The organism is Streptomyces lunaelactis, assembly GCF_003054555.1.
GTDB lineage: Bacteria > Actinomycetota > Actinomycetes > Streptomycetales > Streptomycetaceae > Streptomyces > Streptomyces lunaelactis.
This window is the reverse complement of record NZ_CP026304.1, coordinates 5,339,784-5,353,911: the sequence shown is the minus strand read 5'-3', so window position 1 is coordinate 5,353,911 and position 14,128 is coordinate 5,339,784. Positions and strand designations below refer to the sequence as shown.

General features: G+C 70.4%; 12 protein-coding genes and 1 pseudogene. 5 read left to right on the top strand and 8 right to left on the bottom strand.

Annotated elements, in window-relative coordinates:
* Positions 1-20: 20 nt before the first annotated feature.
* The gene (locus tag SLUN_RS24805) at positions 21-1,391 is read right to left on the bottom strand and encodes a DUF6716 putative glycosyltransferase (protein WP_108151794.1); all 1,371 of its coding nucleotides are present in this window, start codon (positions 1,389-1,391) and stop codon (positions 21-23) included.
* A 187-nt stretch (positions 1,392-1,578) separates the two neighbouring features.
* Here SLUN_RS24805 and SLUN_RS24800 point away from each other — a divergent pair, with 187 nt between their 5' ends.
* On the top strand, positions 1,579-2,562 hold the full coding sequence (locus SLUN_RS24800; RefSeq protein WP_108151792.1) for a glycosyltransferase family 2 protein: 984 nt from the start codon (positions 1,579-1,581) through the stop codon (positions 2,560-2,562).
* Positions 2,562-3,956 (top strand): alpha-2,8-polysialyltransferase family protein, encoded by a 1,395-nt coding sequence (locus tag SLUN_RS24795; RefSeq protein ID WP_108151790.1) that lies wholly within the window; start codon positions 2,562-2,564, stop codon positions 3,954-3,956. The genes SLUN_RS24800 and SLUN_RS24795 overlap by 1 nt, the downstream gene beginning before the upstream one ends.
* A gap of 152 nt (positions 3,957-4,108) precedes the next feature.
* On the opposite strand, the pseudogene SLUN_RS41480 reads toward SLUN_RS24795, so the two are convergent.
* Positions 4,109-4,582: pseudogene (locus SLUN_RS41480) on the bottom strand (TetR/AcrR family transcriptional regulator C-terminal domain-containing protein); the annotation flags it as partial.
* A gap of 123 nt (positions 4,583-4,705) precedes the next feature.
* Between SLUN_RS41480 and SLUN_RS24785 the strand changes: the two are divergent.
* Positions 4,706-6,127 (top strand): FAD-dependent oxidoreductase, encoded by a 1,422-nt coding sequence (locus tag SLUN_RS24785; RefSeq protein WP_108151788.1) that lies wholly within the window; start codon positions 4,706-4,708, stop codon positions 6,125-6,127.
* Here SLUN_RS24785 and leuE read toward each other — a convergent pair.
* Both leuE and SLUN_RS24775 read right to left on the bottom strand, forming a co-directional pair.
* Complete coding sequence (leuE, locus tag SLUN_RS24780; protein ID WP_108151786.1) at positions 6,114-6,767, bottom strand: leucine efflux protein LeuE; 654 nt, start codon at positions 6,765-6,767, stop codon at positions 6,114-6,116. The genes SLUN_RS24785 and leuE overlap by 14 nt on opposite strands.
* Positions 6,768-6,899: 132 nt before the next feature.
* Positions 6,900-8,498: an acyl-CoA mutase large subunit family protein gene (locus tag SLUN_RS24775; protein WP_108151784.1), complete on the bottom strand. Its 1,599-nt coding sequence runs from the start codon at positions 8,496-8,498 to the stop codon at positions 6,900-6,902.
* Between the two features lie 119 nt (positions 8,499-8,617).
* On the opposite strand from SLUN_RS24775, the gene SLUN_RS24770 reads away from it, so the two are divergent.
* Positions 8,618-9,478, top strand: coding sequence for a L,D-transpeptidase family protein (locus tag SLUN_RS24770; RefSeq protein ID WP_108151783.1), 861 nt, complete (start codon positions 8,618-8,620; stop codon positions 9,476-9,478).
* A gap of 263 nt (positions 9,479-9,741) precedes the next feature.
* On the opposite strand, the gene SLUN_RS24765 is transcribed toward SLUN_RS24770, so the two are convergent.
* The 4 genes from SLUN_RS24765 to SLUN_RS24750 form a co-directional block, all read right to left on the bottom strand.
* Positions 9,742-10,716, bottom strand: a complete 975-nt coding sequence (locus SLUN_RS24765; RefSeq protein WP_108151781.1) for a hypothetical protein — start codon at positions 10,714-10,716, stop codon at positions 9,742-9,744.
* Positions 10,716-11,444 carry an RNA polymerase sigma factor gene (locus SLUN_RS24760; protein WP_108151779.1) on the bottom strand — a complete coding sequence of 243 codons (729 nt, stop codon included), beginning with the start codon at positions 11,442-11,444 and terminating at the stop codon, positions 10,716-10,718. Before SLUN_RS24760 ends, SLUN_RS24765 begins: the two co-directional genes overlap by 1 nt.
* Positions 11,445-11,910: 466 nt before the next feature.
* Complete coding sequence (locus tag SLUN_RS24755; protein ID WP_108151777.1) at positions 11,911-12,156, bottom strand: DUF397 domain-containing protein; 246 nt, start codon at positions 12,154-12,156, stop codon at positions 11,911-11,913.
* Complete coding sequence (locus tag SLUN_RS24750) at positions 12,153-12,974, bottom strand: helix-turn-helix domain-containing protein (protein ID WP_108154920.1); 822 nt, start codon at positions 12,972-12,974, stop codon at positions 12,153-12,155. Before SLUN_RS24750 ends, SLUN_RS24755 begins: the two co-directional genes overlap by 4 nt.
* Before the next feature lie 190 nt (positions 12,975-13,164).
* Between SLUN_RS24750 and SLUN_RS24745 the strand changes: the two genes are divergently transcribed.
* Positions 13,165-13,587, top strand: a complete 423-nt coding sequence (locus SLUN_RS24745) for a hypothetical protein (protein WP_108151775.1) — start codon at positions 13,165-13,167, stop codon at positions 13,585-13,587.
* Positions 13,588-14,128: the final 541 nt, after the last annotated feature.

Sequence of the window (14,128 nt, the reverse complement as noted above, 5' to 3'; positions counted from 1 at the left end):
AGCACCGGGGCGCTGGGGGGTCACAGCTGGCCCATCCGGCGGATGACCGGGGCCACGCGCTGCACGCCGTGGCGGTAGGCGCCGCGCGCCGCGTTCCGTACGGCCTCGCGGACCATCCGGCGTACGCCGCTGACCTCGGCGGCCGGGGCCGCTCCCGGCAGCGGGGTGCCGTCCGCGCCGAGGTGGTGGCGGGCGAGGATGCCGGGGAGGTAGCCGGGCGCGGTGGCCGGCGTGTAGTACGGGGCGAGCGGCGGGAGTCCGGGGCTCTGCAGCAGCTCGGCGACGCGCTTGCGGGCCGCGTCGAAGGCGGTGTCGTACGCCCCGTCCGCGGCGACGCCCTGGCGGGCCAGCCACTCCGGGTCGGGCGCGGGACGGTGGCCGCCGTCGAGCCGGTCCCAGGAGGTCAGCAGCCCGGAGCCGAGGAAGTGGTGGTTGCCGAGCGCCTCGCGCACACCCAGGTCGGTGAGGACGGCGGTGGGGACGCGCCGGTGCAGGGACTCGAGCGCGGCGGTCGACGAGACGGTGACCAGCAGGTCGGTGCGGTCCAGGACCTCGCCCATGTGCCCGTACACCAGCCGGAAGTTGGGCGGCAGTCCGCCCGGCAGCTTGTCGGCGAGCTTCTGGTACGGGATCTCTTCGAGGTGCGTGGTGTGCTCGCCGGGCTTGGAGCGCAGCTTCAGCAGCACCTCGCGGCCGGGGTGCAGCCGGGCGTGCTCGACCAGCCGCCGCAGCAGATAGGTGCGGTCGGTGCGGGACTCGGGCACCGAGGGCTGGACGGCGAAGACGACGGTGTCGCGGCCGTCCTGCGCCGTGTACGGGGCGCCGCCGAGGAAGGGCAGTGCGGCCTCCGTGACGGACGAGGCGTCGGCGCCCACGCCCTCGTACACCTCGCGGAAGCGGTCCGCGTCGTGCAGGGAGTTGGCGAGGACGACATCCGCGCCGTGCCGCAGCAGCAGCCCGTCGGCGAGCTTTTCGTATACGACTCCGACATAGCCGGTGACGACGACGGGCCGGCGGGGCAGCGCCAGCGCGGCGAGCCCGTGCAGCATGGCCTGGACGGCACCGCCGACGAGGGCCAGCACGACTATGTCGTACTGCCCGTCCTTGATCGCCCGCAGGAACTCGTTGCCCGTGACCTCGCGCAACTCATCGGCACGCACCCCGACCTCGGCGAGCTGGCGGGCCGTGGGAGTGGCCCGGCCGCGCAGCAGAAAGCCGCTCAGCTCGATGGATTCCGAGGGCGTGTCCGTGGACTCGTCCGAGGTTTTGGCGGAGTCGTGCGGGGCTTCGTGCCCGGCGATACGACGCGCGGTGAGCGCGCCCCATTTCCACCGGGTGTCGGAATCGGCGAGTACGGCGACCCGTACGGCCTCGCTGGTACTTGATGGCACGCCGAGGACGTTAGAAAGGCATTCCGTTTGACGGCCCAACTCGACCACAACAACTGGTTAACAGCGTGTCTACGGTTGGCGAAAACGCCCATGAATCGAGCCGGTTCACCATTCCGCCATTCTTCGTTCACCCGCCATCTCTCCCAGGGACAGTGCGAATGCCGGGTGTCGGCCTAGCCTCACGCGGGTGGTTAAGCTCTCCGTCATCGTGCCGTTCTTCAACGTGCAGACATACGCCCCCGACACCCTCCGAAGCCTCCAGGCGAACGCCCGCGAGGACTTCGAGTTCCTGCTGGTCGACGACTGTTCGACGGATGGGACACCGGAGATCCTCGAGCGCGCGGAGCGCGAGGTTCCGGGCGCCCGCCTGATCAGACATGAACAGAACGGGGGGCTCGCCACCGCACGCAACACCGGTCTGGACGCCGCGAGCGGGGAGTACCTCACCTTCCTCGACGGCGACGACTGGCTGGCCCCCGGCCACTACGAGCGGCTGCTGTCCGCCATGGAGGATCTGGGCTGCGACTTCGTCCGTACCGACCATGTGCAGTGCACGGCCAGGGCCCGTACGGTCCGCCGCGTCCCGGTCGGCCGGCGCGGCGAGGTGCTTCGGCCGCGCGACGCGATCCTGCCCGCCGACCGCTCGACCGGCGTCGACTATCCCTACGCCTGGGCCGGGATGTACCACCGGCGGCTCGCGGACCGCGGGCTGCTCCACTTCACGCACGGGCTGCGCACCGCCGAGGACCGGCCGTGGATCTGGCGGCTGCACCGCGAGGCGGAATCGTTTGCGGCGATCAGCCACTTGGGGATCTTCTACCGACGCGGCGTTGCATCATCCCTGACACAAATTGGTGACATTCGGCAGCTCGATTTCATCCGGGCATTCGACCAGGTGCTCGAAGAAACGGCGAAGGATCCGGATTCCGATCAGCTTCTCCCGAAAGCCGTGCGGACGTACTGTGCCGTCATTTCCCACCACTTGGGATCAGTAGAGAGGTTCGAACCCGCAGTGGCGCGGAAATTGCGTTCAATGAGCGCGGCGGCGCTGAAACGGATGCCGCAGGATGTTCTGAAGGAGGCGCTCGACTCCATGGATTCCGAGCGCGCCTCGAGGCTGCGGAGGCTGCGCCGCCGGCCCTCCCCCCTCTCCGCGGAGGCAGCGGCCTGATGCGTACGACTGCGACGACTACTACGACTGCCACGGCCGCTACTGCCGCTACGACCCAGATCTTCTTCGCGTCCTCGCTGTACGGGGCCGCCACGCTGGCCGCCGCGATCGACAGCGGCAGCTTCGCGCCCGCCGACCGGCGGCTGCTGCTGGTCGCCAACAACGCGACGACGCCGGAGACCTCGCCCGCGCTGAACGAGATGCCGGGCTTCGAGCAGCTGCGGGACCGGTTCGACGGGGTGCTCTCGTGGAACGAGGCCATCTCCCCCTTCCACCCGGGCGGCTGGGCCCCGCGCCCGGACGACATCCCCCTGTGGGAGCGGTATCTGCGGATGCTGTGGGACCTCGGCGACGACCGGATCGAGCTGGCCGTGGAGTCCATCCAGGTCAATCCGGCGCTGGCGATCGCGCAGCTCTTCCCGGAGGCGGCGCTCGATGTGTACGCGGACGGGCTGATGAGCTACGGCCCCACCCGCAGCAAGATCGATCCGCTGGTCGGCGAGCGCGTACGCAGGCTGTTCCATCTGGACCTGGTGGCGGGGCTGAAGCCGCTGCTGCTCGCGGAGTTCGGGGCCGAGCCGGAGATCGTGCCGACAGAGGCGTTCGTCAAGGTCATCGCCGAACTCTCGGACGGTGTGGCGGACGTGGCGTTCGACGAGAGCTCCGGCGAGGGCTCCGGGGAGGTCTCCGGGGAGCGGCCGGCGCTGCTGCTCGGGCAGTACCTCGCGGCGCTGGGCATCATCACGCCCGCGGAGGAGGAGGCCCTCCACGTAAGCATGGTGCGGGGCGCGGTCGCCCTCGGCCACCGCCGGATCGTATTCAAACCGCACCCCACCGCACCGTCCTCCTGGACGCGCACGCTGGAGCGCGAGGCGGAGGCTCTGGACGCCGAACTCACCGTCCTGGACCGGCCGCTGCTGGCGGAGGTGCTCTACCGCCGGCTGCGTCCCGCGCTGGTGGCCGGGTGCTTCTCGACCGCGCTGTTCACGGCGAGCACGTTCTACGGCATCCCCGTGGCCCGTATCGGCACCGAGCCGCTGCTGGACCGGCTCACGCCGTACCAGAACAGCAACCGCGTACCGCTGACGATCGTCGACGCGCTTGTGCCGGACCTGGCGGAGGGCGCGGCGGGTGCGCCGGCGGAGGCCGACGAGACGATGGCCGGTCTGCTGAACGCGGTCGGCTTCGCGATGCAGCCGCAGTTGCGGCCGGATCTGCGGGCGGCGGCGGAGGGGTACCTGGGCCGCAATCTCAACACCCGGACGTGGCGCTACTTCAAGCGCCGGCGGCTGACGGTGCTGGGGCTGCCGGGGGGCATCCCGGTCCCGCGGAACGCGACGGTCCGCAGGGTGGTACGGAGGGCGCGGCGCCTGAAGCGGGTGGCGCTGGGCTGAGGTTTGTCCGCTGGGGCGCGGACGGGTAGGGGAAGGGGGCCCCCGCTACCGCGCCAGCAGCATCTGTTCGATCCCCGCCACCACCGCCCCCAGCCCGCCTCGAACCCCGCATCGTGCCCCCGGAACATCTCCTCCCCCGCCGCCGCCGCGAGAGGATAGTCCGCCAGGCGCTCGGCGCGAGCCGCCAGGTCGTACCCCTCCGCCCCGGTCGCGGCGTCGGGCCCCATCGCCTGTTCCTCGATCACGAAGCCGATCGTGTAGCTGTACGCCGTGAGCCAGGCCCGCGCCGCCGCGCCCGGCGTGAAACCCGCCCCGGTGAGCATCCGCAGCTGTGCCTCCATCGGCCCGGCGTAGCTCGCGTCCGTGAAGCGCGTACCGCTGTAGACCTTCGCCCCGTCGCGGTAGCGCAGCAGGTGCTCGCGCAGCCCCCGCATCGCCGCCGCGAGCCCCTCGCGCCAGTCCGCAGGCGGCTCTGCCTCCAGGATGTCCGCCGCCATCCGCCGCAGCATCTCCGTCGCCATCTCGTCGAGCAGCGCCTGCTTGTCCTTGAAGTGCCAGTACAGGGCAGGGGCCTTGACGTCGAGCTCCTTGGCGATGGCGCGCAGCGTCAGCCCGTCGAGGCCCACTTCGTTGAGCAGGCGCAGGGCGGTGCGCGCCACCCGGGTCCGGTCGAGTCGTTCCGTAGCCACGGTGCCAACCTACCCGCACCCCCTTGACAACTTAACAGCGTTAAGCGCACTCTCTGGGGCATGGAACTTAACAGCGTTAAGGAAACCGGGATTCTGATCGTCGGAGCCGGGCCCACCGGGCTCGCCCTCGCCTGCGATCTGGCCCGCCGAGGCGTACGCGCCCACGTCGTCGAGCAGTCGCACGCCCTCTTCCCCGGCTCACGCGGCAAGGGAATCCAGCCGCGCACCATGGAGGTCTTCGACGACCTCGGGGTCGTGGACGCGGTCCTCGCCTCGGGCGGGACGGCCCCGGTCGGCATGGTCTGGCAGGACGGCACCCGGCAGGGCGAGCACGACATGTTCGAGCGCCCGGAGGCCACAGCCGCCGCGCCGTACGGCGAGCCATGGCTGCTCCCGCAGTGGCGCACCCAGCAGATCCTGCACGCCCGCCTGACGGAGCTGGGCGGCGAGGTCTCGTTCGGCGTGGCCCTGAACGGGCTCACCCAGGACGAGCACGGCGTGAGCGCCGAGCTCTCGGCCGGGACGGTCCGGGCGGCGTACGCGGTCGCGGCCGACGGCGGTCGCAGTACGGTCCGCCGGATCCTCGGCATCTCGATGACCGGGGAGACCGTCGACCCCGCGCCGATGCTGGTCGCCGATGTCCGCATTCCCGCGCTCGACCGGCTGAACTGGCATGTCTTCCCTGGCGGCGAGGCCGGCTTTCTCTCCGTCTGCCCGCTGCCGGGCACTGACGACTTCCAGATCGTGGGGCAGTTCACGGAAGGCGAGCCGGACATCTCCCCCGCGGGCGTTCGCGAACTGATCGCCGCCCGCACACATCTGACGGCCGCCGATGTCACCGAGGTGCTCTGGTCCTCGGACTTCCGGCCGCGCGCGGCGATGGCGGACCGGTTCCGCGAAGGGCGCGTGTTCCTCGCGGGCGACGCCGCCCATGTCCACTCCCCCGCGGGCGGACAGGGCCTCAACACCAGCGTCCAGGATGCGTACAACCTCGGGTGGAAGCTCGGCCAGGTGCTGCGCCACGGCGCTCCCGAGTCACTGCTCGACAGCTATGAGCAGGAGCGGGAGCCCGTAGCCGCCGAGATGCTGGGCCTGTCCACCCGTATCCACCGCGGGGAGCAGCGGCGCGGGGCGGCCACCATGCAGCTGGGCCTCGGCTACCGCGGCGGCCCGCTCGCCATGGGCTCGGCGGGCGCACTCGAGGCGGGCGACCGCGCCCCGGACGGGCCCCTGCCCGACGGGCGACGGCTCTTCGACCTCTTCCGCGGTCCGCACTTCACCCTGCTCGCGGTCGGCACCGACATCGGACTGGAGCCGCTGGAGGCGGAGTTGGAGCGCGCGCAGGCACACGTGCACCGCATCGACGCGTACGAGCCGTACGGGAAGGGGCTCTTCCTGGTCAGGCCCGACGGCTACGTCGGCTGGGCGGGTGAGGACACGACGGGGCTGACCGACTTCCTCGAGCGCGTCAGGTGCCGCTGAGGGAGAGCTTCACCGCGAAGCCGAGGAACAGCGCACCGGCCGCCGAGGTCGCGCCCGCCGACAGACGCTTGCGCCTGCGGAACGCGGCCGCCAGATGCGTACCGGTGAATATCAGCATCGTCAGGTAGAGGAAGCTCGCCAGCTGGGCGAGAGCCCCGAGCACCACGAAGGACAGCGCGGGGTACGCGTACCCCGGGTCGACGAACTGCACGAAGAAGGCGATGAAGAACAGGATCGCCTTCGGGTTGAGGAGGCTGATCACAAAGGCCCTGCGGAACGGCCGCTCGGCGGCGGCCGCGTCGGCCGGCTCCGCCTGCTCGGGCGTCAGCTCGCGGCGGGTGCGCCACAGCGACCAGGCCGCGCGCAGCATCCCGATCGCCAGCCAGGTCAGATAGCCGGCGCCGGCGAACTTCACGATGCCGAAGAGCAGCGCGTTGGCCTGGAGGAGCGAGGCGACGCCCGCGGCGGAGAGCACCATCAGCACGGTGTCACCGCACCACACACCCGCGGCTGCCGTATAGCCCGTACGCACACCGCGGCGCGCTGCGACGGAGAGCACGTACAGCGAGTTCGGCCCCGGCAGCAGAATGATCAGGACAAGGCCTGCGAGATAGGTCGGCAGATCGGTAACACCCAGCATGAGACGGAGTCTCGCACAGGGGTACGACACTCCGCACTCGCGTTCCGTATCGCGGAATCGGCGGGATCGGGGGGCTGGGGATCGGGGATCAGCGGGGTCGGCGGGATCGGCGGATCGGCGGGATCGGCGGACTCAGAAGACATCGGCCGGGACGTACCTGCCCCACACCCCCCGCAGCGCATCGCACACCTCGCCCACCGTGGCCCTGGCCCGCAGCGCGTCCTTCATCGGATAGAGCACGTTCTCCGTACCCTCCGCGGCCTTCCGCAGCGCCGCCAGCGCCGCGTCCACCGCCGCCCCGTCGCGCTCCGCCCGCAGCCTCGCCAGCCGCTCCGCCTGCTGCGCCTCGATCGCCGGGTCGACGCGCAGCGGCTCGTACGGCTCCTCCGCGTCCAGCGTGTAGCGGTTGACGCCGACGACGATCCGCTCGCCGCTGTCGGTCTCCTGCGCGATGCGGTACGCGCTCCGCTCGATCTCGCCCTTCTGGAAGCCGTGCTCGATCGCGGCGACCGCGCCGCCCAGGTCCTCGACCCGCTCCATCAGCGCCAGCGCCGCCGCCTCCACATCGTCCGTCATCCTCTCTACGGCGTACGAGCCCGCGAAGGGGTCGACGGTGGCGGTGACGTCCGTCTCGTAGGCCAGGACCTGCTGCGTACGCAGGGCGAGCCGCGCCGACTTGTCCGTCGGGAGCGCGATGGCCTCGTCGAAGGAGTTGGTGTGCAGCGACTGCGTACCGCCGAGGACCGCCGCGAGCCCCTGCACGGCCACCCGGACCAGGTTCACCTCGGGCTGCTGGGCGGTCAGCTGCACACCGGCCGTCTGGGTGTGGAAGCGCAGCATCAGCGACTTGGGGTTCCGCGCACCGAACTCGTCCTTCATCACCCGCGCCCAGATCCGCCGCGCGGCGCGGAACTTGGCGACCTCCTCCAGGATCGTCGTGCGCGAGACGAAGAAGAAGGACAACCGCGGCCCGAAGTCGTCGACGTCCATCCCCGCGGCGACCGCGGTACGGACGTACGCGATGCCGTCGGCGAGGGTGAAGGCGATCTCCTGCGCGGGCGAGGCCCCGGCCTCCGCCATGTGGTAGCCGGAGATCGAGATGGTGTTCCACTTCGGGATCTCGGCGCGGCAGTACTTGAAGATGTCGGCGGTCAGCCGCAGGGAGGGCCCGGGCGGGAAGATGTAGGTGCCGCGGGCGATGTACTCCTTGAGCACGTCGTTCTGGATGGTGCCCGTCAACTGCTCGGCCGGCACTCCCTGTTCCTCGCCCACGAGCTGGTACATGAGCAGCAGCAGCGCGGCTGGGGCGTTGATCGTCATCGAGGTGGAGACCTTGTCCAGCGGGATCCCGCCGAAGAGCACCCGCATGTCGTCGAGCGAGTCGATGGCGACGCCGACCTTGCCGACCTCGCCGCTCGCGATCGTCGCGTCGCTGTCGTGGCCCATCTGGGTCGGCAGGTCGAAGGCGACGGACAGACCGGTCGTGCCGTGGGCGATCAGCTGCTGATAGCGGGCGTTGGACTCGACGGCGGTGCCGAAACCCGCGTACTGACGCATCGTCCAGGGACGGCCGGTGTACATCGTCGGGTACACACCGCGGGTGAAGGGGTACGCGCCGGGCTCGCCCAGCCTCTCCGCCGGATCCCAGCCGTCCAGGGCCTCCGGCCCGTAGACCGGCTCGATGGGCAGGCCACTCTCGGTGAATCGGACACTGCCGGACTCGCGCGCCATGTCTGTCCGCCTCCCGCTGGATGCCTGCTCACAGTTTCTTCCCCATAATGCGCGGGATTGCGCAACCGGGCAGTGCGGGAATCTGTCTCTTGAGGCACAGCAGATACAGGGGGGCGAACATGCTTCGGAAATCCGTCATACGAAGAACACTCGCGGCGGCCGCGGTGCTGGCCGTGACCGCCGGATGTACCGCGCAGGCCGCGGCCGGCAAGCCGGGGGGCGCCGACGCCAAGCCGGGCACCACCGCGCCCGCGCAGTCCAGCACACCGACACCGACACCGCCCGCGCCGGACGCGGACTCGGCCACGCCGCCGCCGAAGGCGGAGCCCAGCGAGTCCGCCGAGCCCGAGGTCCTCATGGCGCGCGGCTCGAAGGGCGAGCGGGTACGCGAGCTGCAGGCCAGGCTGGCCCAGATCGGCTGGTTCGACGACACCCCGACCGGCACCTACGGCTCGGTCACGGCCGCCGCCGTCAGCGGCTTCCAGGGCAAGCGCGGCCTGCCGACAACGGGCGACACGGACACCGTGACCTGGCAGAAGCTGCTCGGTATGACGACGAGGCCGACGCGTGACGAGCTGGCCGGCAAGAAGGTCAACAAGCCGGCCGCGAAGCTGGACCCGCGCTGCATGACGGGCCGGGTGCTGTGCATCAGCAAGACGACCCGCACGCTCTCCTGGGTCGTCAACGGCACGGTGCGCTCGACGATGGATGTGCGCTTCGGCTCGCAGTACACACCGACCCGTGAGGGCACGTTCAACGTGGGCTGGAAGTCCAGGGACCACGTCTCGACGATCTACCACACGCCCATGCCGTACGCGATGTTCTTCAGCGGCGGCCAGGCGGTGCACTACTCCTCGGACTTCGCGGCCCGCGGCTACAACGGCGCCTCGCACGGCTGTGTCAACGTCCGCGACAAGGGGAAGATCGCTTCTTTGTTCGCGCAGGTGAGGAACGGCGACCGCGTGGTCATCTACTGGTAGGCCGCAACCATCAACTGAGGAACCACCGCGGCGAGCAACCACATCCGCGAGAGCGGCGCCGGTTCAGGCGCAAAGGGGGGAGTGGCGCGGGCGGGACCGGGGGAACGTGTCCCGCCCGCGCCATTTGCGCCAAGCCGTAGGTACGGGGGGAACCCCGGCTCGTGCGCAGCCGATGACCAGTCGGCTCACTCTCTACTGCGCCGTAGCCCCAAAAAACGTCACACCTGATGTGTCCGAAACCGAGCGGATGGAAAAACCGCAGGTCAGGAGAGCTGCGTCTGAGCGCTGAGTGAGGCCTCGGGAGTGCTCTGGGAGGGCGAGGGAGAAGCCCCGGACGGCACCGGTGACCAGGACACGGGCGGCATCGCCGGGCCGTTGCCGGAGTCCGGGCTGCCGTCTCCGTTGTCTCCGTCGCCGCTGCCGCCGCCGTCGTTACTGTCCCTCGTGTCGCCGAGCACGCGGTCGCAGAACCGCTCCACCCGCTCGGGCCCGTCCGCCGCCTGCTCCAGCAGCCGCTTGCGGTCCGGGGCGATCTTGCCGCTGCGGTACTCACGGCAGGCCTCGACCGACTTGCGGTACAACTCCGCCCTCCGGTCGTCGCGGGTCCCGTCGCCGGTTCTGCCCGGCTTGCCCGAGCCGTCGTCCGGATCCCCGCCGTTCGAACCGCTCGCCCCGCCCGGACGCTGACCGGTCCCGCTGCTCGACGGGGGCGCCACCGGCGGCGTACTGCTTCCGGCGGGCGGCTGCGAAGGAGAGACCGGCCCCTCACCCGAAGGCGACTGGGTGACCAGTGGCCCCGGAGTCGCGGCCGCCGAGACGGAGGATGCGGGCAGCGGATCGTCGTTGCCGAAAGGGCCGGGCAGAAAGCCGGTGCCCGCGGCGACGGCCACACCGCCGAGCGCGCAGCCGGCCACCGCGGCGGCGATCCCGAAGCGCACCGGGCGAGCGAAGCGCAGGCCGGGCGCCGGGCGCGCGGAACGAGTGAGGCGTACGGATCCGAGCGCCGCGCCCGCGGGCGCGGCGCTGTCGGCCCTGGCCTTGCGGTAGGCGGCCAGCGCGGCGGCCTCGCCCGGCATTTCGCCGTCGTCGCAGTAGCCGGCCCGGCCGGCGCCGTAGAGGGCACGGGAGAGACGCGCGGCCTGGGTACGGGCGTGTTCGTCAGCGGCCTCGACCGGTTCACCGCGCAGCAGCCGCTCCGCCGCTTCCTTGTCAAGCCACTCGTAACGCTCGTCGGCCATCACATGTCCTTCTGCGTCCGCAGGCGTGAATGCGTCACACCGGCGGGTGCTGTGGCGCCCGGTCTGGGGCCTCGCTGCGGCGGTACGCCACCGAGATCCGCCCCGCCCGTACGGGAGTTGTCCGGGGCCGCGTCCTCCGGGAAACCCATCCCGTCCGTGAAGCCCGCACCGTCCGCGCCGTCCGCACCCAGCAGCTCCGCCAGCCGCTTCAGCCCGCGGTGCGCCGCGGTCCGTACGGCACCGGGGCGCTTGCCGAGCGTCTTGGCCGCGCTCTTCGCGTCGAGGCCGACCACGACACGCAGCACGACGGCCTCGGCCTGGTCCTGCGGCAGCTGGGCGATGAGCGCCATGGCGCTGTCGGTGGCGAGGGATTCCATGGCCTCGTCCGCGGTGTCCGCATCAGCGGGCTTCCCGGTGAGTTCGCTCTCGTCGCCGCCGACGGCGGGACGCCGGCCCCGCATTCGTATGTGATCGAGGGCCCGGTTGCGGGCGATCCGTGCGGCCCAGCCCCGGAAACGGTCCGCGTCGCCGCTGAACCGGTCGAGGTCACGGGCAATCTGCAGCCAGGCCTCGGATGCGACGTCCTCGGCCTCCGGCTCGCCCACCAATGTCCGGACATATCCGAGCAGCCGCGGGTGCACGGCGCGGTACACAGTACGGAAACCGCTCTCGTCCCCGCCCTGTGCCGCGAGCACCGCGGCGGTCAACTCCGCGTCGTCCCCCAGCACTCCCTCAACCTGTCCTGAATCGCAGCTGGTCACCACTGCCGCGCAGCCCTGCGCGAATCAGCACGCTACGTCCTTCCCCGGGGCCGCGTCCATGCCTTGTACAACCTGCAACGACTTCGCGACTCAGCGCGGTGTGACAGAAAACGCACGCTCGGCGCTGAGAGAAGTACGGGGCGGCACTGCCGCCCCGGCGAACGACGACCGGGGCCTCTCCTGTGGGGGGTGGCGGCCCCGGTCGTCCTTCCACCTCCTTCTGGAGCCGCAGGACATCCGCCTTCGCCAGATGCGCCACGCCGGAGACCCGGAAATCGGTGGGGCCGGGCACATCGGACCTTCCGGACCCGAGCGGAGCCGCGTCCCACTCGACGCCGGTGATGTTCCCGAACCCGCTGATCAGTGTCAGCGAGACAAGCAGCGCAGCCGCCGTACGGCGGAGATCAGCGGGGCGCATTGAGCCGTCGCGCTCTTACCTGGCCGCGAAGGAGACGAAGGAGGCCCAGGCGTCGGGGGCTAGGGCGAGCTGAGGGCCGTGCTGGACCTTGGAGTCGCGGACGTGGACGATGTTGGGGCAGGTGGCGACCTCGACGCAGTCGTCACCATCGCCGCTGCTGTAACTGGACTTGTGCCAGGAGAGGGCGACTTCGACGCAGCTGTCGCCATCGCCGCTGCTGTAGCTGCTCTTGAACCAGGCCAGTCCGTCGTTGCCGCTCATAGCGCTCCTCGCAGTCGCGTCAGCAGACCCCGGGAATCCTCCGGAGTGAGAGCCTGCGAACGCAGTTTCGCATAGCGCATGTGGAGCACACTGATCTCTTTCGGATCAGCGACGAACTGCCCTGTCCGCTGCCCCTCGCAGTACCCGAGCCACTGATGCTCCGGCGTCTCCAGCAACTGGATGGGGCCAGCCAGTCCGGCATGCTCCTCCCGCACCAGCGGCATGACTTGGATCTCGACGTTCCGCAGCTCCACGACCTCCAGGACATGCTCGATGAGCGCCCGCGTCACCTCCACCCCACCCGTACGCCGCAGAAACAGATGCTCTTCGAGGATGAAGCTGAACGCGGTGTTCGGCCGCTCCCGCAGCAGCCGTTGACGCTCCAGCCGCGCCGCCAGCTGCGCGTCGATCTGCTCGTCACTCAACGGCGGCAACTGGCCCCGGAACAGCACTCGCGCGTACGCCTCCGTCTGCAACAGCCCTGGAATCAGCCGGGATTCGTACGTATCGAGGCTGATCGCCTGCGTCTCAAGCCCTGCCCATTGCAGGAACCACGCCGCCAGCCCCTGCTTCCGCGACAGCTGCCGCGCCGCCTTGCGCAGCACCCCGCGCGCATCCAGCGCCGCCTCCGCCCGCTCGATGAACTCGTCCGACGGGAACCGTCTGCCCTGCTCGATGGAGGCAAGGTAGTGGGCCGAGTACTGCATCTGCGGCGCCAGCGCCTCCTGCGTGAGCCTCGTGTGCTCCCTGAACGCCTGGAGCGCGGCACCAAAGGTCTTGAGACTGTCGGACGGTTCGGGCTCGGTAACTTCTGTCATGCCGGTGACCCCCGGGTCGTTCACGGTCAACCCTGCCAAGTCACCTATGGTCACAGCCAGTTACCCGTACCGTCCACCCTTCGCACTCGTACAGTCACTCACTGTACGAGTTGTCCAGTACGGGCCTGCTGTCGGTGCCACCCTCTACGCTCCCACTGAACGAGCGGGTTCGAATGGGAAGGCAACGGACGTGGGCGGCGACGCGTGGTGGCAGACAGGCCCGTATCAGCACGATCTGGCGGCGGCATTCCGGCAGGCCCAGGAGCAGGAGCTGGCGAAGGACAACCACGGTTTCGAAGGCCGGACCATAGAAGGGTTGTGGCAGGACGCGGACTGGAAGGAGTACATCCTCACCGGCGGCACCGCCACGGTGCTGGACCTCGTCCACATCGTCGATTCCGCGTATACCGAGTGGGGTCCCTTTATGCGGCCCTTGACCGTCGGCGAGGTGCGGGCCTGGGCTCCCAGCGGCCGTCCCACCCACGCCGAGTGGGTCGATGCCCTGGAAACCGAGCGGCAGCCCTACCCCGGACGCGCCTGCGGGAACTGCACGGTGCTCTACCGCGACGGTCGGCCGGCGGAGATGGGCTACTGGGGCGTCACCGCAGACTAGGGGCGAATGACCTCTAGCTCGACCGGTTCCGGTCCGCTGCCCGCTCCTCGCCCAAGTCACGTTCGATGAAAATCTCGGGCCATCCGAAGGATGAGGCTGTTGCCCTCGCCCTCCAAGCGGATCAGGTCGATCGGCCCCTCAGCCACCAGTGCCCTCCCGGCTCCCGTATGTTGCGGAACACTAGCCGCAGTGGCACGCCCAGCTCCGCCTCGGCCTCCGGCCAGGACCTGGCGGGCCGTCGCGTCGGAGTCCGGTTTGAATACCCCCACTGCACAAGGCCCTTGCCCTTACTCTCGTCATTCGCTCGGAGGAGTCCGAAGGGTTCGAGCATCCGACGGTTGTCGGGGTTTCCGCGCACGGACCTGAGCAGGGATACGTGCTGGGCGAGCACCGACTCCGTGGCCCCACGCGCCTCCAGCACCACAACGTGGTCACTGCGCGCGCGAGCGGGCACACGCGGCGGGTTCGCGCGCGTCAGTGCCCACGGCCTCCAGCGCGCGTCAGCCGCTTCACGCAGCGCGTCAGCGTCCACGCCCGCTTC

Bases quoted from the DNA above. Each gene is read 5' to 3' on its own strand.
- SLUN_RS24755 (WP_108151777.1), bottom strand. From the start codon at position 12,156: ATGAGCGGCAACGACGGACTGGCCTGGTTCAAGAGCAGCTACAGCAGC.
- SLUN_RS24795 (WP_108151790.1), top strand. From the start codon at position 2,562: ATGCGTACGACTGCGACGACTACTACGACTGCCACGGCCGCTACTGCC.
- leuE (WP_108151786.1), bottom strand. From the start codon at position 6,767: ATGCTGGGTGTTACCGATCTGCCGACCTATCTCGCAGGCCTTGTCCTG.
- SLUN_RS24785 (WP_108151788.1), top strand. From the start codon at position 4,706: ATGGAACTTAACAGCGTTAAGGAAACCGGGATTCTGATCGTCGGAGCC.
- SLUN_RS24775 (WP_108151784.1), bottom strand. From the start codon at position 8,498: ATGGCGCGCGAGTCCGGCAGTGTCCGATTCACCGAGAGTGGCCTGCCC.
- SLUN_RS24765 (WP_108151781.1), bottom strand. From the start codon at position 10,716: ATGGCCGACGAGCGTTACGAGTGGCTTGACAAGGAAGCGGCGGAGCGG.
- SLUN_RS24750 (WP_108154920.1), bottom strand. From the start codon at position 12,974: ATGACAGAAGTTACCGAGCCCGAACCGTCCGACAGTCTCAAGACCTTT.
- SLUN_RS24770 (WP_108151783.1), top strand. From the start codon at position 8,618: ATGCTTCGGAAATCCGTCATACGAAGAACACTCGCGGCGGCCGCGGTG.